Origin of the sequence: Enterococcus sp. DIV0691, from assembly GCF_051711145.1 — a bacterium.
Classification (GTDB): domain Bacteria; phylum Bacillota; class Bacilli; order Lactobacillales; family Enterococcaceae; genus Enterococcus_B; species Enterococcus_B hirae.
The window spans coordinates 517,329-539,455 of sequence record NZ_JBIOLY010000001.1; the positions used below are offsets into that span (position 1 = coordinate 517,329).

The 22,127-nt window shown below is 36.2% G+C and carries 20 protein-coding genes; 16 read left to right on the forward strand and 4 right to left on the reverse strand.

Annotated features, from left to right (window positions below):
* Window positions 1-302 precede the first annotated feature (302 nt).
* From rbsK to IGJ11_RS02405, 15 genes are all read left to right on the forward strand, one after another.
* Window positions 303-1,211 carry a ribokinase gene (rbsK, locus tag IGJ11_RS02335; RefSeq protein WP_010738416.1) on the forward strand — a complete coding sequence of 303 codons (909 nt, stop codon included), beginning with the start codon at window positions 303-305 and terminating at the stop codon, window positions 1,209-1,211.
* 17 nt (window positions 1,212-1,228) lie between these two features.
* Window positions 1,229-1,624, forward strand: a complete 396-nt coding sequence (rbsD, locus tag IGJ11_RS02340) for a D-ribose pyranase (RefSeq protein WP_010720022.1) — start codon at window positions 1,229-1,231, stop codon at window positions 1,622-1,624.
* A 23-nt stretch (window positions 1,625-1,647) separates the two neighbouring features.
* Window positions 1,648-2,529, forward strand: a complete 882-nt coding sequence (gene rbsU, locus IGJ11_RS02345) for a ribose/proton symporter RbsU (protein WP_207432841.1) — start codon at window positions 1,648-1,650, stop codon at window positions 2,527-2,529.
* A 123-nt stretch (window positions 2,530-2,652) separates the two neighbouring features.
* Window positions 2,653-2,913, forward strand: coding sequence for a hypothetical protein (locus IGJ11_RS02350; protein ID WP_207432844.1), 261 nt, complete (start codon window positions 2,653-2,655; stop codon window positions 2,911-2,913).
* 339 nt (window positions 2,914-3,252) lie between these two features.
* A complete protein-coding gene (locus tag IGJ11_RS02355) occupies window positions 3,253-3,453 on the forward strand; it encodes a hypothetical protein (RefSeq protein ID WP_010720019.1) in 201 nt (66 codons plus the stop codon).
* Between the two features lie 96 nt (window positions 3,454-3,549).
* A complete protein-coding gene (locus tag IGJ11_RS02360) occupies window positions 3,550-6,582 on the forward strand; it encodes a SpaA isopeptide-forming pilin-related protein (protein ID WP_207432847.1) in 3,033 nt (1,010 codons plus the stop codon).
* Window positions 6,583-6,658: 76 nt separating this feature from the next.
* Window positions 6,659-8,356: an immunoglobulin-like domain-containing protein gene (locus IGJ11_RS02365; RefSeq protein ID WP_207432858.1), complete on the forward strand. Its 1,698-nt coding sequence runs from the start codon at window positions 6,659-6,661 to the stop codon at window positions 8,354-8,356.
* Between the two features lies 1 nt (window position 8,357).
* Window positions 8,358-8,561, forward strand: coding sequence for a hypothetical protein (locus tag IGJ11_RS02370; protein ID WP_010720016.1), 204 nt, complete (start codon window positions 8,358-8,360; stop codon window positions 8,559-8,561).
* A 4-nt stretch (window positions 8,562-8,565) separates the two neighbouring features.
* The gene (locus IGJ11_RS02375) at window positions 8,566-9,408 is read left to right on the forward strand and encodes a hypothetical protein (RefSeq protein WP_010720015.1); all 843 of its coding nucleotides are present in this window, start codon (window positions 8,566-8,568) and stop codon (window positions 9,406-9,408) included.
* A gap of 33 nt (window positions 9,409-9,441) precedes the next feature.
* The gene (locus tag IGJ11_RS02380; protein WP_010720014.1) at window positions 9,442-9,819 is read left to right on the forward strand and encodes a PrgI family protein; all 378 of its coding nucleotides are present in this window, start codon (window positions 9,442-9,444) and stop codon (window positions 9,817-9,819) included.
* The gene (locus IGJ11_RS02385; RefSeq protein ID WP_207432862.1) at window positions 9,758-12,208 is read left to right on the forward strand and encodes a VirB4-like conjugal transfer ATPase, CD1110 family; all 2,451 of its coding nucleotides are present in this window, start codon (window positions 9,758-9,760) and stop codon (window positions 12,206-12,208) included. The genes IGJ11_RS02380 and IGJ11_RS02385 overlap by 62 nt, the downstream gene beginning before the upstream one ends.
* On the forward strand, window positions 12,201-13,598 hold the full coding sequence (locus IGJ11_RS02390) for a glucosaminidase domain-containing protein (RefSeq protein WP_438772284.1): 1,398 nt from the start codon (window positions 12,201-12,203) through the stop codon (window positions 13,596-13,598). Before IGJ11_RS02385 ends, IGJ11_RS02390 begins: the two co-directional genes overlap by 8 nt.
* Window positions 13,556-14,098, forward strand: a complete 543-nt coding sequence (locus IGJ11_RS02395) for a peptidoglycan amidohydrolase family protein (protein ID WP_438772286.1) — start codon at window positions 13,556-13,558, stop codon at window positions 14,096-14,098. Before IGJ11_RS02390 ends, IGJ11_RS02395 begins: the two co-directional genes overlap by 43 nt.
* A 41-nt stretch (window positions 14,099-14,139) precedes the next feature.
* Window positions 14,140-14,640, forward strand: a complete 501-nt coding sequence (locus IGJ11_RS02400) for a hypothetical protein (protein WP_225428991.1) — start codon at window positions 14,140-14,142, stop codon at window positions 14,638-14,640.
* A gap of 50 nt (window positions 14,641-14,690) precedes the next feature.
* Complete coding sequence (locus IGJ11_RS02405; protein WP_207432869.1) at window positions 14,691-15,743, forward strand: hypothetical protein; 1,053 nt, start codon at window positions 14,691-14,693, stop codon at window positions 15,741-15,743.
* A 409-nt stretch (window positions 15,744-16,152) separates the two neighbouring features.
* Here IGJ11_RS02405 and IGJ11_RS02410 read toward each other — a convergent pair whose 3' ends face one another.
* The 3 genes from IGJ11_RS02410 to IGJ11_RS02420 form a co-directional block, all read right to left on the reverse strand.
* Complete coding sequence (locus IGJ11_RS02410; protein WP_034699589.1) at window positions 16,153-16,845, reverse strand: type 1 glutamine amidotransferase; 693 nt, start codon at window positions 16,843-16,845, stop codon at window positions 16,153-16,155.
* Entirely contained in the window at window positions 16,838-18,190 is a 1,353-nt protein-coding gene (locus tag IGJ11_RS02415; protein ID WP_207432872.1) for a Mur ligase family protein, read from the reverse strand. The genes IGJ11_RS02410 and IGJ11_RS02415 overlap by 8 nt, the downstream gene beginning before the upstream one ends.
* Before the next feature lie 221 nt (window positions 18,191-18,411).
* Window positions 18,412-19,254 carry a helix-turn-helix domain-containing protein gene (locus tag IGJ11_RS02420; RefSeq protein WP_207432876.1) on the reverse strand — a complete coding sequence of 281 codons (843 nt, stop codon included), beginning with the start codon at window positions 19,252-19,254 and terminating at the stop codon, window positions 18,412-18,414.
* 498 nt (window positions 19,255-19,752) lie between these two features.
* Between IGJ11_RS02420 and IGJ11_RS02425 the strand changes: the two genes are divergently transcribed.
* Window positions 19,753-20,415 (forward strand): CPBP family intramembrane glutamic endopeptidase, encoded by a 663-nt coding sequence (locus IGJ11_RS02425; protein WP_010720006.1) that lies wholly within the window; start codon window positions 19,753-19,755, stop codon window positions 20,413-20,415.
* A 167-nt stretch (window positions 20,416-20,582) separates the two neighbouring features.
* Here the strand turns inward: IGJ11_RS02425 and IGJ11_RS02430 are convergent, their stop codons facing one another.
* Window positions 20,583-21,965, reverse strand: coding sequence for a TrkH family potassium uptake protein (locus tag IGJ11_RS02430; RefSeq protein WP_148282908.1), 1,383 nt, complete (start codon window positions 21,963-21,965; stop codon window positions 20,583-20,585).
* Window positions 21,966-22,127 lie beyond the last annotated feature (162 nt).

The window sequence follows — 22,127 nt, forward strand, 5'->3', positions numbered from 1 at the left end:
ACTTTGCAGATGGTTATTTTTTCTGATTGGTGTTGTGAAATAAAAAAACTGAGCCTTGTGTTGTGAATGTCTTAAGTTAGACCAAGATCTAACTGAAGCAAGTCAGCACAAGTGTTCAGCTTTTTTGTTTTAGAATGCTGGTAAAAATGAAGCTGCTGATTGCTAATAAAAAATTAGAAAAAATAGGTTCTTGAAATAGCTTTCAATCTGTGGTATATTTTCGGTGTAGAGTTAAAACGTTTTAATTATTGATGAATGGCGTTTGATTCAATTAATATGTAATATAATGGAGTGATGAAGGAATGAACACTGTAACAGTTATCGGTAGCATTAATTTAGATCGGACCATCCGAGTTAAACACATGCCTAAACCAGGAGAAACGATCCACACGAAAGAAACATTTTCAGCTGGCGGAGGAAAAGGAGCAAACCAAGCAGTTGCTGCAAGACGTTCAGAAGCTACTACTCATTTTATTGGAGCGATTGGTACCGATGAAGCTGGCAAAACAATGGCTGAGCTTTTAGAACAAGAAGAAATCAATTTACAAGGTGTAGCAACTCTTGAAAACCAAGCGACTGGTCAAGCTTACATCATCGTTGATGATGCTGGGGAAAATAGTATTATGATCCATGCCGGAGCGAACAATGCGTTTACACCAGAACAAGTTAGACAAAACAAAGCGATCATCGAAAAAAGTGATTTTATCATCGCACAGTTTGAAAGCGCTGTAGAAAGTACGATTGAAGCTTTTAACCTAGCAAAAGAGGTTGGAGTAAAAACAATTTTGAATCCTGCCCCAGCATTAGAAAATGTGCCTGAAGAGTTATTGAAAGTAACAGATATGATTATTCCTAATGAAACAGAAACAGAAATTTTAACAGGGATTTCGATTACGGACGAAGAAAGCTTAAAACAGGCTGCAGCTCACTTACATCAATTAGGAATCGAAGTTGTAATTATCACGATCGGAAGTAAAGGCGCATTTTACTCGATTAAAAACAGCAAAAATGGGATCGTGCCAGCGTTCAAAGTGAATGCAGTCGATACGACAGCTGCAGGTGATACATTCATTGGTGCGATGAGTAGCATGTTAGCAACTGATTTTAGTAATTTAGAGGAAGCAATTACCTATGGAAATAAAGCTTCTTCTTTGACTGTTCAACGTTTTGGCGCACAACCTTCTATTCCATATAAACAAGAATTGAATTAAGAAAGGACGTTTTTATTATGAAAAAATCAAAAGTAATCAATTCAGATATCTCTCGTGTAATCGCACAAATGGGACATTTTGACACATTAAGTATCGGTGATGCAGGTATGCCCGTGCCGATGACAACTGAAAAAATCGATTTGGCTGTAGATAATGGTATTCCAAGCTTTATGGAAGTCTTGAACAATGTGCTTGAAGAGTTAGAAGTTCAACGTATTTATTTAGCTGAAGAAATCAAGTCAGAAAACCCTAAAGTATTATCGGAAATTCAACAACGGCTACCTGAAACACCTATTACTTTTATCCCTCATAGTAAAATGAAAGCTGATTTGAATCAGTGTCATGCGTTTATTCGCACAGGGGAAATGACACCTTATGCTAATATTATTTTAGAAAGCGGCGTCGTTTTTTAAAAAAGAAGGAGGAATAGTCTACCATGAATACTACCGCGCTTTTAATTGGCTTAGGCCCACTACTTGGTTGGGGGTTATATCCTACGATCGCATCTAAGATCGGGGGACGTCCGGTCAATCAAATTTTAGGTTCAACATTAGGAACATTGATTTTTGCAATTGTTTTTGCTTTATATAAAGGAATGGAGTTACCAACAGGATCTGACCTGACTTTTTCAATCTTATCTGGTGTTGGTTGGGCAATCGCCCAAATCATTACATTCCAATCCTTTACCTTGATTGGTTCTTCTCGTGCAATGCCTATTACTACTGCTTTTCAATTATTAGGGGCTTCATTGTGGGGCGTGTTTGCTTTAGGAAATTGGCCAGGTGCTACTGCGAAAGTCTTGGGTGCCTTTGCTTTAGTTTTGATTATTTTAGGTGCTTGGATGACTGTTTGGACTGAAAAGAAAAATACAGAAGGCAGTAACTTATTGAAAAAAGCGGTTCTTTTATTAGCAGTAGGCGAAATCGGCTACTGGGCTTATTCCGCAGCTCCTCAAGCAACTTCAATTGATGGAATGCATGCCTTTTTACCTCAAGCAATTGGTATGGTAATCGTTGCTGTTGTTTATGCAGCTGTTTTAAGTTTTAAAGAAAAATCAGCGTTTGTCGAAGTGGTCTCTTATAAACATATTTTTTCAGGATTTTTCTTTGCCTTCGCTGCTTTAACTTATTTAATTTCAGCTCAACCAGATATGAATGGGTTAGCAACAGGGTTTATTCTTTCTCAAACATCCGTAGTATTAGCGACACTGACTGGTATTTGGTTCCTAGGACAAAAGAAAACCAAGAAAGAAATGACTGTTACAGTTATTGGACTAGTCTTGATTTTAGCTGCTGCTACGATCACTGTAATGATCTAATTCTTCCCCAAAACAAAATAAGCTGAACTGAAAGACATTGATTGACTTAAGTTGATCAATGTCTTTTATTTTTTTTGGAAGAATCGCAAATAAATCGTAATTATAGAGTGAGGAGGGATTTACGTGTTACGAATCTGTTCAAAAAAAGCAATTCGAAGTAAAGCACTAACGATTCGATTATTTGATGGTTCTACGTGGGCTAATTTAGGGAATGGACAGTTTATCAATCAAGAGACAAAAAAAGAATTACCTGACTACAAGATTTATCCACAAATAAAAACAGCCGTTTCTTCTGGCGGTCTTATTTTTTCTAAACGAAGGAACACAAAACAAAACTTACAGTACGTGGAACGACCAATGAAAGTAAAAGCTTGGCAAGTTTAGTCGTTGCAAAAAAACATATTTGTTCGTTGAAAACGTTATATGTGAGCATCATTACTGGTTAGCAACCTAACTGATAACGATGATTTGCTGTCAATCTTTATCGATGCTCAACTAAATGACAGTCCTGTTAGTGTTGGCATGCTAACAGCAAAAGTATGACTAGAATCTCTTACGGAGGACGGAACCGATAACTGTGATTAATGGTTTGAAGAAAAATTTCTTACGTAATGTTTTTTCCGAGGACCGTGAGGATATGGGGTGGCTTTTTCCTAAAAAAGTCAGGTTTCCATTTATCCTAAAAATGGTGTGGCCTTAAAATTTTTAAGGAGTGACAACTTGATGACAGAACTCCAGCGATTATTAACTTTTATGCGTAGTAGTAAAAGAAAACAGATTACTTTGCGTGAATATGAACAGCTTGTTCATCAAGATGGATGGACAAATGGAGACAAAGCAAAATTGATCAATCAGATACAAAAAAGTGGCGTTTTAAGGTATGACCGCACTAAAAATGAATATGTGATTCGCTTGATTCAGTAGCGAATATTTTGATTTTTAGTGTCAGTAGTAATTCTATGTTTATGAGAGAACTTTTGTAGATAAGCAGGTTTATTATCAAAAAACAGGAGAATTTCGATGAAAAAATACCAGTTAGTTGTACGCATATTTTTGATCATTCATTTATTATCCGTTTCGTTTTGCCGACCACTTGTTGTTTTAGCAAGAAATTTAGAAAATACAGATCAAGACGATCGTAAGATAAGTTTTCTTCAAGAGAATCAGTTGATTCAAACTGAAGACGGCAAATTATATACGACAACTCCTTCGAATTACATCACTCACTCGATTCATGCTGCTTTAGGAGAAACTCAAACCCACCAACGAAACAATCAAACGATTTATGTTGACCCCAATGCTCATATCTCCAATATTGATATTCGCTTATCGAACGGTGTACGTGAATATGGCTGGTACGGTAAACGGATCAACAATGAAATTGCCTTGTGCATAGAACCAGGTGCTGCACTTAATCTTGGAAATAACTCTGGCTATACAGTCGCTGAGCGAAATACTGAACAGATGAAAAAAATTTCTTTGATTAAGTATTACGGGCTGATGGTTTCGGGCCACACGTTGAAAAAAGAATTGATGACTCAAATTTTGGCATGGGAACAACAAGGGATTACACCGTTGAGTATTTCAGGGGTATTTTCGATGACGGACTATCAAACCTTTAAATCTGCTGTCATGAAAAATGTCAATTATTTCTATACATCACCTTCTTTTGACAAACAAACGATAACCTTAAAAGTTGGAGAAAGTATCACCTTAACTGACACGACCCATGCCTTTAGTAATTATCAGTCATTACCATCTTTCGTCTCACAAGGACTAAGTATTTCTAAAAAAGGAAATCAATTAACGATTCTTGCCAACAAAAATGCAGAAGCGACTAGTCGAGTTGAATTTGACTATGATATTGCCTCTACTTTTCAAGGTGTTCCGCTAATTTATCAACACCCATATACCCAAAATATGATGGTTGGTAGATTAAATGAACGTAAAAAAATTTCTTTAACCATAACTGTTTTAAAAAACGGCAATGCCCGTGTACGCAAAGTAGATGAAACGACCAAGCAACCACTGGCAGGTGCCGTTTTTCGTTTTACTACGTCTGATGGAAAAGCCAAAGAAATCACTACAGGTTCTGATGGCTATGCTACCTGGAATGATTTGTTAGTCGACACAAAAGTAACGATCCAGGAAATCAAAGCACCGAATGGCTATGTCCTCAATGCCACACCTCAGACAGTGACCATCAAAGCCAATGAGACCACCACAATCAGTTTAGATAATAAAGAGCAACTAGCGAATCTCAAAGTGATCAAAGAAGATGAAGAAACAGGCAGTAAACCACAAGGGGCTTCTCAATTGGTAGGAGCTGTTTACGAGCTAACCGATAAGAATGGGACTTCTATTAGTAAACTAACGATGCAAGATGTCAATGGCATAGCACAAGCAGAGGTGAAAGGATTAAAGTTAGGAACCTATTATCTCCAAGAAATCGAACCGCCAGAAGGCTACACCTTAGATACTACAAAACATACCGTTAACCTCACGTATGCTGGACAAAATGAAACTGTAGCGCTTCACAGTAATACGGTGACTGATCGAGTCATCAAAGGAAATGTAGAAGGCTATAAGTTTGGTTCACGCCCCTTGATTCCTCAAACCGTTTTTGAAGTAATTGCCAGACTGGCGAAAGAGCAACAGGGGGTAAAGCCACCTTTAGAAGGTGTTGAACTGACAGCTACTTCTCACACCACTGGACAAGAATATATCCAAGTCACTGGTAAGAACGGGTATTTCAAGTTTGAGAATCTACCTTATGACACCTACACCATTGAAGAAACCAAAGGTGTGGACGGCTATTTATTGATCGAACCATTTGAAGTGACGATCACGGAAGACGGCTATACCCATTTCTTTTTATTGGAAGATAAAGTGATTGAATCTCGATTGCATATCGTCAAAGTGGATGAAGAAACAGGCGAGAACATACCTTACGCAGGCGCTCAGTTCAAAATTTTTGATACTTGGGCAAATGAAGGAGAAGGCGAATTTGTTTCGATGGTGCGACCCAATGACACGGAACAGACCGAGATTTTTGAAACCAATGATAAAGGCGAAATCATTACCACAGAAAGTTTGCCTTGGGGTGTGGATCGCTATGAACTCCATGAGATCAAAGCACCAGAAGGATATGTACCACTAGAAGAACCACTCATTTTTAGTGTCACAGAAGAGAATGCTGGCGCCTTGATTCGCCTAGAAGTTCCGAACCGTTTAGCTCGTCAAAATATCCAATTGATCAAGCGAGATCGGTTGAATGAACAACCAATAGAAAATGTCCCATTTCATTTATACAACATAGCAACGGATGAAAATGGAGAATTGACTGAAACCTTAGTTGAAAAATATTTGACTGATAAAGAAGGGAAAATCAATGTAGAGGCACTACCTTATGGCAACTATAAATTTGTTGAAGTGGAACCTTTGGCAGGCTATTTACCATTAGAAGAACCAATGGATTTTTCTGTCACGGTTGAAAAAGATGGCGAACTACTTGTTCTTGAAGCCTACAATGAACGGGAACCATTAGAGTTGACCTCTTTATTTAGCGATATTGCTGGCGAAAAAATACTTGATCCAACAGTAGACAATCAGTTGAAAGATGTGGTGTGGGTCAAAGGCGAGGCAATCGAAATCGGACACACTTATACTGTTTTTACGCAATATAAGAATACGAAAACAGGAGAAGTAGTCAGTGAAGCGACATCAACTTACACTCCAAAGAACAAAGAAGATACATTTGAAGTATTTCTTGAGTTGAAGGCAAATATCCTCAAAGATAGCGATCAATTAACAGCGACCCACGTCCTATATTATGAAGAAGAGCAAAAAAATGAAGTAGGACGTGAGGATGATTTAAGGAACAAAGATCAGACAATTACATTAAAAAAAGAAAAATTATTATTAAAGCAAAGCATGTTGCCAAAAACGAATGAACGACGTTCGCTAGAGATGGTTCTTCTTGGATTGAGCTTGATTATTATCGTTAGCAGTTATCTCTATCTTCAAAAAAAGCAGAAACATGTAAAGTTGTGAAAAAATTGATTTCGCTTATTTTTACTAAAAGTATGATCAAAGTGTTTAGAAGATAAAAGAAAGGATGGTCTAAAGAATGGTGAAACGTTCAATTGTTGTAGATCAGTTATCGAAAAAGAATCTAGGCAGGATAAAATATGGACTTTTGTTCCTTTTTATCAGTGGAAGTATCACAGGAATTACTAGCATCTACTTGAGTCACAATCAAGAAAAACCAGTAGCAAGTAAACAAAAACAAGTAGCAAATATCATTGATACAAAAAACATAGAAAAAGAAGAAATACCCACTCATTATTTTCTTGAAGAGGATCATGATCCGGCAATCGCAGTCATGGAACAATTTGACTATTTTAGTTCTAAAACTGAGGGAACGGAATTGCCACTTCAACAACTAGAGCATGAGGTAGCGCAATTAGTTGTTGCCTTTGCCAAAGAAAAAAAGAAAACAGAAGTCACAACTTTAGAAACTTCAAAAGAAAGAGCGGATAGTAAACAAGCCCCAGTCTATGAGGCCCCTCCAGTTTCTATTGAAAAAGAAAAGAATCGTGAGAGTGATCAAACGACTTGGCAGAAACCACAAATTTCACTAGCATCCACTTACATGGTCATTGAGCAATATAGTAAATTTGAACCAGCAGACTATTTTGAGATTCTCACGGGTAACGACGCTTTTCCCACAGTCAAACATAATTTTATTGACACGTCGAAGCTGGGCGAGCAAAAATTTACGATCCGTGTCACCGACTCGGCAGGAATGTTTACAGATGCCACCATCTACTTTTTTGTTAATAGCTTACCGAAAATCAACTTGAAGCAGTCGACAATGTACCAGCAGATCGGTGTACCAGTTGATTTGTTAGCAGGAGTATCCGCAATGGACCAAGAAGATGGGGATCTAACCGCAAAGATTGAAGTCGAAACAAATCTAGATATCAACAAAGAAGGAAGCTATGAGGTGCTTTATTCTGTCAATGATCGACATGGCGCTCAAGCGAAAACGAAAGCGTTTATCAAAATTGAAAATGATGCACCGGTAATCCATATACCCGAATGGATTGACCATCAGATAAATCAAGAGTTGAATATTTTCGACTATGTGAAAGCTTGGGATAGGGAAGACGGAGATATCTCATTAAATAAAACCAATATCTTAGAAACTAATTTTGATTCCAATAAAGAAGGAAAATATTTCTTTAGGATTGGCAATGTGCAAGATCGATATGGAAAATATGCAGAGGAGAGACGACTTCTCGTACAAGTAACGAATGAAGCCCCTAAAATCATCCAGGCGGATCTTCAAGTCAATGTTTTCTCTGCTTTGAAGAAAGAAGATTATTTTGCACAACTGGTTGTTTCAGATCGAGAAGATCCATTAGAACGATTAAATATTGAAATAGATGAAGCAGCATGGAATCGGATCGATACATCTAAATTAAGAAAATATTTGCTTCCTCTTAAAGTCACTGATACAAATGGCAAAACAACCAGTGGTTATGGGAAAATCACGGTCATCAATGAACCACCACGATTTATAGGCATAGCCGATAAGGTGCTAGCTATTGGAGAGGCATTTGATCCGCTAGCAGGAATTGAGGTTTACGACAAAGAAGAAACATTATCTTTAACAGATGTCGAAGTGACTGAAAACGTCGATGTCAACAAACTAGGAACTTACACTGTCAGTTTGAGTATCAGTGATTCTTTTGAGCGGGTACATGCTAGTTACCAAGTAACCATTATGAATCAACAAGCGATAGAAAAGGAGAAAGAATAATATGGACTATTTTGAGCAAGCGATGTCGTTGTTTTCAAAAGGAGTACTTGCTTCTGGCAGTCTGCTCACTGTATGGGGGATTATTCAACTCGGTGCGGCTATCAAAGAACATAATGGTCCCGGAATGCAAAATGCTCTTTTTCAGATCGTTGGTGGGGCTGTTATCGTTGCAGCTGGCGCTTGGGTAGCAACTATTTCAATCTAAGGAAGTGGCTAAGCTGGACGGTGCAATCAAATTTTTACTACAAACAATTGCTGATCAATTAAATTTTTCAAACGACCCTAAAAATATGCTACTACAAAATCTAGAAACTTATCTACCTGATATCTATCAATACAGTGAGTTAATTATGAATGGAGTGATCAAACCAATTGCTTATTCTGTACTAGGCTTTTTACTATTGCTGGAGTTTCAACAAATGGCACAAAAAATTTATGGAAATTATTCCGGTTTTGGTGGCATGGAGTTGTTCCTCCCGCTCTTTCTTAAATTAGGAGTAAGCCTGTTGATCATGCGCCATTTAACAATATTTATCCATATGATCGTTGAAATTAGTACAACAATCAGTAATGGTATCAGTCAAATTGGGATTCGAGAAGGTGGAAGTAAGGCTGTTGATGTTCTTTCATTGATTGAGGGAATCTACCATTGGGGCTTTTTTGAAAAACTTACGTTGTTAATTATTTTGTTGATCCCGTTGATTTTATCCGTACTAACAAGTGTGCTAACAAAACTGGTTATTTTCATGCGTTTTTTTGAAATTTATTTGTATTTTAGCATTTCTCCATTACCTCTTGTGACGTTTCTTAATGAAGAAGTTAGTTCGATTGGTAAAAATTTTTTGAAATTAGTTTGTGCTTCCTCCCTGCAAGGGATCCTCTTATTTATTATATTAAGTTTTTATCCACTGCTCGTACATTCTGTGTTTTCAATTGATGAAAAACAGGGAATGATTGCAGTGATCAGTGGGATATCAGGGAATTGTCTAACATTATGTGCTAGTTTATTTTATACCAATAAATGGGCAAAAATCATTCTTGCAACTGCCTAGAGAATCATTTTTAACTGGAGGGAAATAAAATCGATGATTGAAGTACCAATTCGAAAAGAAATTTTAACCTACCAAGAAAAATTGTTTTTTGGCGTTTCGTTAAGACAATTTATCTCTGCTGTTGTAACGTTGCTTTTGATCGTTCCTCTGGGCATTTTAAATTATGTCAGTTGGAAGTATCCGATTGATGATATCGGGATCGTTTTTATGGTACTCAGTGCCCCTATCTTGTCAGTGGGCTGGCTGACACCTAATCACTTACCTTTAGAAAAGTATGTGCAGATTCGATGGAATTATTTTCAATTGGCGAATTATTATACTTATCCTATTGTAGAGGAGTTGTATTCAAATGCCATGGTGGGTCAAAGGAGTAAGCGTGCCGAAAGAAAACAAGTTGAGTACGGAAACTAATAATAAAAAATTTATTCGTTTGATGCAAAAACAAAAGAAAAAAAGAGGGCAATATCAAAAAAAGTTAGCGCCAAAGCGTAATGTCCAAGATTTGTTGCGTTATGAAAAAATGTTTGAAAGTGGCATTTGTGAAATTGTGCCTAATTATTATTCCAAAAGTGTTCGATTTTCAGATGTGAATTATCAAATTGCTCAACAAGACGAACAATTGTTGATTTTCCAAAAATATGGCGAACTATTGAACAGTCTTGATGATACGATCCATCTAACAATCACGATCTTAAAAAAAAGAGTTGAGCTTGATGAGATGACGGATAAGCTTTTTTATGAGAGTAAAGGCGATCAACACGATAGCTATCGTGAAGAAGTCAATCAGATGCTTCTTCAAAAAATCAATGAAGGGGAGAATCGTTTTACAAAAGAAAACTATTTGACTTTTAGTACTCCAGCCAATCACTTAGAGCAGGCAAAACAATTATTGGGACGAATCGAAAAGAATTTAATCGGAAATTTGGAAGAAATTGGCTCAACGGTTGACCCATTAGACGGTTTAAAGCGTCTAAAATTGGTCAATCAGTTGTTGAAATCATCGGAACACTTTCAATTTAACTATTCCGATTTAGTCTTTAATCATCTTTCAACAAAAGCTGTGATTGCTCCTTCCAGTTTTAATTTTAAAAAGAAAAACTATTTTGAAATCAATGAGGAATATGCCCAGATTCTTTACCTAAAAGACTATCCAGCTAGATTGTCAGATAAACTCATGGCAGAATTGATGGAAATACCCGAAGAAATCACGTTATCGATCCACATTGATCCAGTCGGGGCTGAGCAAGCCAATCATCTGGTTCAAATAAAAAAAGCCTATATGGAAGGAGACAAAGTCGCTGCTCAAAGAAAAGCAACTCAAAAAGGCTACGATCCTTATACAAGTATTCCATATGAATTAACCAATAGTATCAATGAAGCTAATTTATTATTAGATGATTTGTTAAAAGAAGGACAGAATTTATTTTTCGTTTCGGTTTTTGTCTATTTCAGAACAAACACAAAAGAAAAATTGACTGATATAGCCGAACGAGTTTTGAGTATTGCCAGAAAAAATGGTTGTGGCTTTCATTATTTGGATTATCTACAACTAGAAGGGATGAACTCCGTCCTTCCATTTGGAAAAAATTGGATAACAACCCGCCGAACATTGACTACAGCAAGTGCAGCTATTTTTATTCCATTTACTGCGCAAGAACTTGACCACGAGGAGGGTAAATACTATGGAATGAATGAGCTAACGAAAAATGTAGTTCGGATCAATCGGAAACGGTTGAATACCCCAAGTGGAATGATTTTAGGTAGTTCAGGCTCAGGAAAAGGGGTAGCCAAAAAATATGAAGAAATTACTACACTACTAAAAAATCCAACAGACGAAATCATCTCGATTGATCCTGAAGATGAAGATACATTAATTGGGCAAACTTTTGATGCGCAAATTGTTAAAATTGCACCAAACACCGATACATTTATCAATCTATTGGATATCACAGATGATTTAAGTGGGGAAGTTGATCCAGTAAAATTAAAATCCGACTTTTTGTTAACAGCATTTGAAGCTTTGATCGGTGGACAATCGGGTTTGAATTCCGCACAACGTTCCATCATTGATCGTGTGACTCGCTTGACTTATTTTAACTATTTTCATTCTCAGGACAAGCAAATGCCAACATTAGCGAAGGAATGGTTTACGTTGCTCAAAGAACAGCCGGAAAAAGAAGCGCAGGCACTAGTATTAGACTTAGAATTATATATTGAAGGTTCTTTAGCGATTTTTTCCCATACGACAAATATTGAGTTAAATAAGCGTTTTATCATCTACAACACCAAAGAGTTAGGAAGTCAGTTAAAAACATTTGGGATGATGGTGGTTTTAGAGCAAGTATGGAATCGGGTGGTACGTAATCGGGATCGAGGGATCACTACGTGGATTTACATTGATGAAATGCAGTTGATGCTAAATGATCCTTACTGTGAAAATTATTTTTTTGAATTATGGAGTCGTATCCGAAAGTGGGGAGCAATTCCTACAGGGATCACGCAAAATGTGGAGACGTTACTGCTTTCAGATAAAGCACGGAGGATGCTAAGCAACACTGAATTTATCATTATGCTAAAACAGGCTAAAAGTGATCTGGACGAACTTTCTACTCTTTTTCGTCTTTCTACTCAACAACAAAAACACTTGATCCATCCGCCAAAAGGTGCAGGGTTGATACGTGCAGGTCATGCAATCGTGCCTTTTTCTAATACCGTTGATTCAACCACAAGATTATATGAATTAATCACGACTGATCCCGAGGAACGGATAAAAAGAAAACAGGAACAATCCGATGAATAAATCTAATTGGAACAAACGAGACAACGAGTATCGGAAAATTTTTCTATCAAGTAGCTTGAATCAATCGATAAAACGGAGCGTTACAAATAAAATGTTAGTTCCCTTCAGAAAAAAGCGTCGTAAGTTCTTAGCTGTTCAGCCCAATAAATGGCATTTTTTTAGATCACTCATGGTTCTTAGTTGTGTATTACTATTCTTACTGACGATAGGGATAACCAGTGTCATTTATTCGAGTGTACCCAATATCAATGAATTTGAATTAACAAATATTTGGACGTACATGACTCATTTGGATGTTGAAAAAAATCGAGTGCTTCGTCAGCAGCATAACATTATTAAAATCAACGGACAGATAGGGATGACACAAGACATGAATTTGGTTTCTAATATTGATGAAGTATTGTCTTATTTGGGTATTTGTTATGAGAATGTGGAACTCGAAAATCCAGTAATCAAAGCGAAAATCCATGAGATCCATGATAACTTATGGTCCCTTCATGCAAAAGGGAACGAAGCAACATTAACAACAAAATATTTTACTCAGATCATTGAATGGACAGAAGAATTGAAAGAACGATTGAATGTTGGTTCAACGATTGGTCGTTATCGTCAATTGATGGAACTACAATCGCCATTTAAGGAAGATCATCGATTAATGGTCAATCAAAGATATGGTTACTTTCTCGATGGCCAAGAAAAAAAGCTATTTCAGGGAATCCAATTACAAGCTGAGAAAAATATAGAATTATATGCTCCGATGGCTGGGAAAACGACTGTGACTGATCAGTCAATCGTGATCCAATTCAATAATCGACAGCTTGTCTTAAAGAATGTTTCACCATTAGTCAATCATGACCAAGAAGTCGTTTCGGGAGAATTGATTGGAACTGTAGCGAAAGAAAATGAAGTAACCATTGAATATTCCAAAAATGGACAATCAGTAAATCCAAGTTTTTATTTTGAAGAAGTAGCATATTCGGAAACATTCCAATTAGACTCTGGTAATCAAAACACGTCATTTGATGAATGGACATTTCGGCAATTAATTCTGCTTAAGTGTCATGCGTTTAGCGATCGAGCAGATAAAATTTTACAAGAAGCAAAAAGAAACGGCATCTCACCGGTGATCTTAGCGGCGATCATGATTCATGAAAGTGCTTGGGGGACTAGTAAAGGAATCCTAGAAAAAAATAACCCAGCTGGTCTAATGAATGATCAAGGTTTAATTTCATATCGTACGTTAGACGAAGGAATCGAAGCAACTGGTCGAACACTCAAAAAGCTGATTATTGACCAGCAACGAGTAACTGTCGAACAATTAGGAGCGGTCTATTGCCCGATTGACCCATGGGTCTCAATCGTTATTGGGTGCCTGCGATCAAACAATTAATGGTGCAATTGGGTGGAAAGCAAGAGATGGGATTGCTGTGGGAGCGATTCTCTGACTTTCATGAAGCTCTTTTAGCTAAAGCACAAAGTCTTCATCAAAAAGGTGTGTATTATTCTCAGGGAAACCAAAGAGGCGTATTTCCTTATCACGATTGCTCGTCTTACGTAATTTGGGTGTTGAATGAAATGGGACTAAATGTACCGTTGGGAAATACAGAAACACTTTATGGTTTGGAAGGACAGCTTCTCTATCCGATCAACTATTCCGAAGTACAAGCAGGTGACTTATTTATTTGGGGAGAAAAAGGTAATTCGTCGGGCGATTTTGGGCATACAGGATTCTTTTTAGATGCTGGTGGAAAAACGATTATCCACTGTACACCCGCTACGAAAAAAGGATTTAGTCAAAATGGTGATGTCGTCATTACTCCATTTGCAGGGTATTATGGTGATCCACAACTGGCACCAGTTTACTTTTATCGAATCGTAGGGAGCGGGTAAAAATCAGAAATAAACATCAATTATTTACAACGATTGCTTGTTTGGTTATCAGTAGCAGTATAGCGGTAAGTATTGGATATACTTTTGGTAAAAAGAACACACAACAAGAAGCAAATAACCGTATACCTGTTGCTCATTTCTCGGAACAACAGGTCAATGATTTTTTACGCTCGTATTTTACTTTCACAGAGTACGGGGATAATTATTTGAATTATGAGAAATTTTTAGCAAAACAAGCGAAAATTGCTGAAGAAGAAAGCAGAAAGCAAAGCGATTTTTTTCCACAATTTTTTGGTCATTCTCGTTTTATAAAAAGTAAGAATTTTATACGTCACGTGAATGACCAACAAATTGAAGTGATTGCCAACGTCACAAGGACGATTGATAGTTTGAATCAAGAAGGTAAGTCTACTAAAACACTTGAGAATGAAGGGCTGTTTCAAATTTGGTATGTGTTTGATTCAGCTACAAAACACTTTTTGGTGGAAAGGTATCAACCAATAGAGATAGCTGAAAAGGAATCGAAAGAATACGCAGAATGAAAATACCGGTTTTGTCCATCACTTTTGGTAAATGAAAAGGATGTCTATCTATGGCAAGAGAAACTGTACTGATTGATCATGTCAAAAGGCTAGAAATCGAAGAAGAGCGTCTACCGATTTTCGAGGCCCTCATTTTATTAGAAGAGGTCAATAAACAAACGATCCTTAATAAAAGCATAGGTAGTTGTCGTATTCGGATTTACAATCATAAAAATCACCTTCTTCATTCAATGGAATTACAATTTCCGTTAAAGGATGCCATAGAAGAAATAATCAGTGGGCAATATCAGATAGTCCGAAGTAAAAAGAAGACGACAAAAAGTAAAGCAGCGATACGCACGAAAAAAGCAATTAAGTATGGTGAACCTAGCAGATCAACCAAAGGAAAATTACTATCTTTGATCCCCACGATCAAAAGGGTCTGGTTTATTGTGGTGATTGTTTTCAGTCTTTTCATAGGCATTAGCGTAATGTGGCCACACTTTATTACGAAAGTAGATCAAAAAGAAATTACCACGACAGAGGAGCAGGAATGGGCAAAATTAATCGAAGCGCAAGCCTATCTTCAAGCAGCAACGGAATATCCAGAAAAGCGTCATGAATTGATCGACTATTTGACAGAACAACAAGAATTTACATGGTTGAAAGAGATCAATGAATATTACCCCACCGCAGATGCACGATTTGATTTAGCTTTTTTTGAAAAAAATTGGGAAGTAGTTATTGAAACGACCCCAGAAAATTTATCTGACAAAAGAAAAGTGATGCTTGCATTTGCTTACATTGAATTAGAACAATTGGCCGAAGCAGAGATATTAAATAAATATTTAGAAAGTGAAGAATTATCAAGAAAGTTAGACCAAAATTATTTACAGAAAGGGCTGTTTTTTTTAAAACAGAAGAAGATTGCAGAAACAACGAAACATTTAGAATTGATCCAAGAGGAAGAAGTGAAAAAAATATTACAAACTTATATCGAACAAGCTTCCATCATTATTGATTTTATTGAGTTATACCAGCAAAATGAAGATCCGGAAAATCAATTATTGTGGGAACAACGATTAGAAATGATTGGTCAATCAGATATCAATGATAGGGAATGAGTGGTCTTGGATTCAGTTGTTATTTGTCGAATGATAACTAATTAAGGGGAGTAAGATAATAAAAATAATAAAGAAGAAAAAGAGATTGGCAAATTAGCTAAAATTATTAGTTAAAAGATAGTGTTGAAGTGTTAATGAAAAGAGGTAACGGCAGAAAAGTTAGTTCGTTTTTTCAAACGATTCTTTCTTATCGTCAGTGAAGTCATTTGCTTTTCCAATCGTATCCCAAGGTAATAATCATTACTTGATCAAAAATAGGCCAAAGAATATCAGAAATCAGAGCAGTGATTTTCGTATTCTTTGGCTCAATTATTAAAGTTTGCTATTTCTGTTGTGGTGTTGCGCTTGTTACTATTGATTTATTTACAATCACAATCCAGCAAATATTTATGGTAACAAAAGTTATGTTTTATGCTAAAGATTCGACTGGTAAGTCAAGTTCTGTTCCATAACGTTGTTTAAGTGCTAAACGAATCAATCGTTCCGCAAGATTCTCATTTCGGGCAAGAATCGGTCCGTGGAAATAAGAGCCAAAAACATTTTTATAAATGACACCTTCGGATTGGTCTTCACCATTATTTCCGTGACCTTGAACGACTTTTCCTAAAGGTCGTTCGCCTTCCCCTAAGAATGTCCGCCCATTGTGGTTTTCAAAGCCATAATAGGTTTCATTAAACTCTTCATTATAGATAACGATATCGCCGATAAAACGATTATTTTCTTGACTTAAGGTGTAATGGTCTAATGCACTGATTCCTTGGATTTTTTCTCCATTGGCACCCACATAATAGTGTCCAAGGAATTGGTACCCGCCACAGATAGCTAACATCACACCATCATTTTCAATGTAGTTTGTTAGTGCTGCTTTTTTTTCTTGGATATCTTTTGAAATAATCAGTTGCTCATAATCTTGTCCGCCACCAAAAAAGACTAAATCATATTTATCTGCTTCAAATGGTTCATGCAGACTGACAATTTCGGTATGACAGGTCACACCTAATTTTTTAGCGACATATTTAAGCATCAATAGATTGCCGTTGTCTCCATAAGTATTCATCAAATTACCGTAGAGATGGGCGATATTCAATTCATAATTAGGCATGATTCATCCCTCCTTTGATAAATCCTTGATTCGCTAATTCTTTTCGTAATTGAAGAACTGCTGTATAGGTAGCTAGGATGTAGACGTGTTCGGTCGGTAATTGTTTGATATTTTTAATGACTTCATTCAGTTCCTTTGTTTCGATGATCTTATCTTCAGGGATTCCTGCAACTTTTAGACGTAACGACATATCGGTATGACGATCCCCACCAGCGATCACTGCAGGAATATCCATATCAGCAAAATGTTCAAAATTCCCGTCCCAGATCCAACTAACGTCAATTCCATCTGCATAGTTTGCATTTAATAAAGCAACTAGTGAGAATGGATAAGGGGCTAAGCCGATCATATCGATGACCTGATTGATCCCAACAGGATTTTTAACAAGTACGAGTGTACATCTTTTACCATTGATATCAATGATTTCTTGACGACCAAATATTTTTTCGTCGTATCCTAGGCCTTGCTTGATTTTTTCAGGGGTTACCCCAAAATATTCAGCTACCGCTGTGGCAGCTAACGCGTTGTAGACATTATACATCCCGCCAACTTCAATTCCATAGTTATGACCATCAATCGTAAAATCAGCTGAGACATTGTCCATGCGCAACATATCCGTTAGACGATAATCAAGTTCAGGACGTTTAAAGTCACAGTTTGGACAATAGTATTTCCCTAAATTTGCATACGTGATCATCTTGTAATGTAAAATATGATGACATTTAGGACAGAGTACACCATCCGTATTATAATGAGCCATTTGTTCATGGTCTTCTTCATGATCAAACCCATAATATTGGCGAGGATTGATTGTTTCCACAGAGTTGAAGATTGGCGAATCTCCATTACTGATAATTGTGGCATCAGGTGATTTCGCTGCTCCGTCTACAATCATTTTGTAGGTGGTATAGATTTCTCCATAACGATCCATTTGATCACGGAAAATGTTTGTAAATAAAAATAGTTCAGGCTTCATGTATTCAGTTACTTTACTCAAACTTGCTTCATCGATTTCTAAAACAGCGAATTTTTTTTGCCCTTTTTTAGGTTTTGCTTGCAAAAAAGTAGAAACGATTCCTTGAACCATATTTGCCCCAGTTGGGTTGGTTAATACTTCATCAAATTGTTGCCGTAATATATTAACTGTCAAAGCAGTTGTCAATGTCTTTCCGTTTGTTCCAGTAACGACAACCACTTGATAATCTTTTGCAAGACTGTCTAAAATGTGTGGGTCGATTTTAAGTGCAAGTTTACCTGGTAAACTTGATCCTCCTTTAAAGAAGGTTTTTAATGCCCATTGTGATGTTTTACCAACAGCAATCGCAAATTGACTGCGTACTCCCATTATGTAACCTCCATAAAACGTCTTAACGACGAGTAAATTCAATTAATCATACCATATGTTCAAAAAAAGGTTAAATTGCTTTTCTTTTTTTTAAGAAATGGTTGCGATTCTCTTGTCTAACAACGATTGGTACTAGGCTTGATTGTTTATTTGAAGTTTCGTTTAGTCTAAGAATAGCCCCAACGGATAACAGTTGATTTTTTAGGAATAACTATAGTGAATTAATAGTTGTTTTTGATCGTCTGAAAAAAGAGTGTACATTGTTCGCTTAAAAAAGAATACTCCAGTTTGTCTAAGGTTTCGATAATAAAGTGGATCATTGTTTCACTTGTGCTTTTTTCTTCTGTACAGTAAATCAGAATGTTCTCAAAATAAATACGATATAATTTAAAGATTGTATCTTCAGTTCCGGTAGTTAATTCCTTTAAATGACTAAGCGCATCTTTTGCTAAAAAGAAATTCCCATAGGAAATAAAATGACCGCAACTATTAAGAAGCAAAGTCAAATAAATTTTTTTACCAGCGGGATATTCTTGATAGATCTGAATTTTTTTTAATGAATTTTTATAGAAAATTTGTTGCTGTTCTTCTGAAAAGTAATTCAAGGTGTTGGTATAAATTTTGATTTCTTGTAGTGTCCATGTTTCGATGGATTTTAAATAATCAACAAGGAACTCCAAGGTCTCATTGTCTATTTGATGGTCGCTCAATTGATCATGGCCAATTTTAGTTAAAGCGTTTAGAAGCTGACTTTTTTTATCTTTTGAAGCGGTTGTCGTTTGATAGATCTCAAAGAGCTTTTCTAAGTCCTTTGTATTAGAAGCCAATTCATATTGTTTCCATAAATTTTGTGAAGAAGAGTGATAATAGTCATATAAAAAGATAAATTCTTCCACATCTACCAGCAATCGCTCCAACACTTGAGCTAAAAGTCGGAAAGACAAGTCATGGTTTCCTTTTTCAAATTCAATGCAATAAGATTTTGTTACGATTCCTGAATAGATTTCCTTTTGAGAAAAACCTTTATCTAATCGGATTTTTCGTATTAACTGACCATACTTCATAGTATCTCTCCATCAAAATTATTTTATGTGTTTATGTAATGAAGTAATAGTAGCAAAAAATTTGTCAAAATTCTAAGAAAGATACTTTTGGAAAAGTGACCAGAAAAGCGACTGAAAGAAAGAGAAATTAGTAAAATTAGGCGAGGGGTGTTATCCGAACGTTTCTTATAACAAATAAGTACGAATGAAGGTTAAGTGGGGTTCAAAAAAACTAATTATTTGCATATTTATTGTGTTTATGGTCAGGTTATTTTTAGATATAAAGTACCAAAAGTCTTAAATATAGGACTATAAAAGAATTTTCATTCGTAGATGATTATACTATGGAAAATTAAAGGAAAACATTCGTGATAAATCATTGGAAATCTGTCAATGATGAAGGCTTGTTTGAGGAGATGGGGCAGTATAAAAGACACGTAAACAATACTCATGTGAAGGGTCGTCAGCGACTAATCAATGAACAAATGATAATTATTTAAGGGAAGAGGAACAAGAAATATGACAAAAAGAATTACAGAACCAAATAATCAAGTCCTTAGAATAATGATTGCTTTTGGAGTATTAGGGGCAGGGTTCTATGGGTTGACTCAGGTTGACTTTTATTATATTCAGTTTAGTTTTCTTGTTATTAGTGGTTTAGTAAGCTATTTACTGGTATTTGGTTTTGTTGGTGTGAGGCAATTATTTAGTACACCTAAACGATTTATAAAAACATTCTTGCTGATTTTAGTTGGTTCACAAATTTATGGTATGTTGGCTTCGATGATCATGGGAATACTGGCACAGTTGTTAGATATTCAGACGAAAGCAAATAGTGCGCAAGATAATCCTTGGTGGTTTTTTGTATTTATTTTACCAATTGCTTTACTGGGAGAAGAACTATTTTCGATCACTATTTTTGATACTTTACGTAAAAAAATGGGGATCAATACTAAGGTGGCATCATTGCTCACAGCAATTATTTTTGGACTGATTCATTTTGAAACTTATCTAGGAAGTTCAGCGTTGTTCACGATTGTGCAAGTCATCTTAGTTCAAGGAGGAATTAGACTTTGGTTTAACCAAGCCTATTTAAAAACAAAGTCATTGAATACTAGTTGGGCAGTGCATTATGCTTTTGATTTAATTGCTTTTGTTTTAGGAAGTTTATTATCCTCTTAGACAAATAAGAACAAAGTTTTCAGTACAAATAAATAACCCGAAGTGACCGAAAATAGCTTTTCTATTTTCTGCCTACTTTGGGTTATTTTTATTAGAGCGACACAGGATGCATTTTTGTATAGTAAATATAGATTCAGGCTTTCAAGGTTTGTCGATTGTCTGAAATTTTACCCAATGATGATTTTTTCAGTAGGGTATTCGTAGCCTAAATCTCGTGTTTCTTTTGGAACAAATAACATCAAAGTATACAACATACCGATACGACCGATAAACATTAAAGCTGCAATCGTGATTTTCCCAATTACTGACAAGTTCCCAGTAATTCCCAGGGATAAGCCAGTGGTTCCGAAGGCTGAAGTTACTTCAACGATAATTGCAATTAAAGGCTGATTTTCTGTAGCTGATAAAAAGACGATACAGAAAAAACACATACCAAGAGATAACATAAATACAACGACTGACTTACGCACATCATCATTATCGATTCGACGACCAAAAATATTGATGTTGTCTTCGCTTTTAAGGAAAGAGTAGAGATAAAGACCAATAATTGCTACGGTCGTTGTACGAATCCCACCACCTACCGAACTGGGGCTACATCCAATGAACATCAATAAAGAAAAAACGATCAATGTAGTGATTTGGAAATTACCCAAATCATGGATTTGTAAGCCAGCATTTCTAGTGGTCATTGAGTAAAACATAGAATTGATCCACTTGACACTTAAACTAGAATCTTGAAAAAGATGGTCTTTTTCAAGTAAAAAGATTAACAGCGTCCCACCAACAAATAAGATGATAAAGGCTAAAACCGCTAATTTTGTAAATAAGGAAAAGCGAAACGGTAATTTTGCTTTTGAGCGTTTATACAAAATCCATTCACGAAATTCCATCAAAACAGGAAATCCTATCCCACCAATAAAAATCAAAAACATGATAACAAATAGGAACAGATAGTCATGTGCAAACGGCTCGATTGAGTTTCCAGTGACATCGAAACCCGAATTGGTCACAGCAGAAATCGATTGGTAAAATCCATAGAAAAGTGCATCCCGCCAATGATCAAAGTAGCCTCGATAATAGAAATAAATGGAAAAGAAAGCGCCAAAAAGGACTTGGAACCACAACAAAATTACAAAGGTGATACGAATCAAACGAACAATACCAGATAAGCGTGGCTGATTCATATCCGTCATGATCAGTTGTCGCTGTCGTAACGTGATTCTTCGTTTAGAAAAGATAATAAAAGCAGTAGAGATCATCATAATCCCTAATCCACCTACTTGGAATAGTATTTCAAGTAAGATTACCCCGTTATCATTAAAAGCCGAATTAATATCAAATGTGGACAATCCCGTTACACTGATTGTACTGATCGCCATGAAAAGCATATCGATAAAAGGTACGTGACTATCTGGTTCACGAAAAAAAGGAATGTAAAACAATCCTAAAGAGACAATGGTCATAATAAGATAGTAAAAAACAATGACTTGGATTGAAGAAAAATGACTAGAAGCGTAACGTTCGCTTCGACGTCTTAATTTCCGCATGAAAAGGGTTAATTTCAAGAAACTATCCTCCTTTTTAAAAGTTGTTTCTTTCAGTATACCGAGGTTATAAATAATACTCAAAGAAATCTTAAACAAAATGTACGTTTTCTTTTGATTTGCTATCAAATAGCATATAATTATGGAAGAATTGAAGAATAGCGA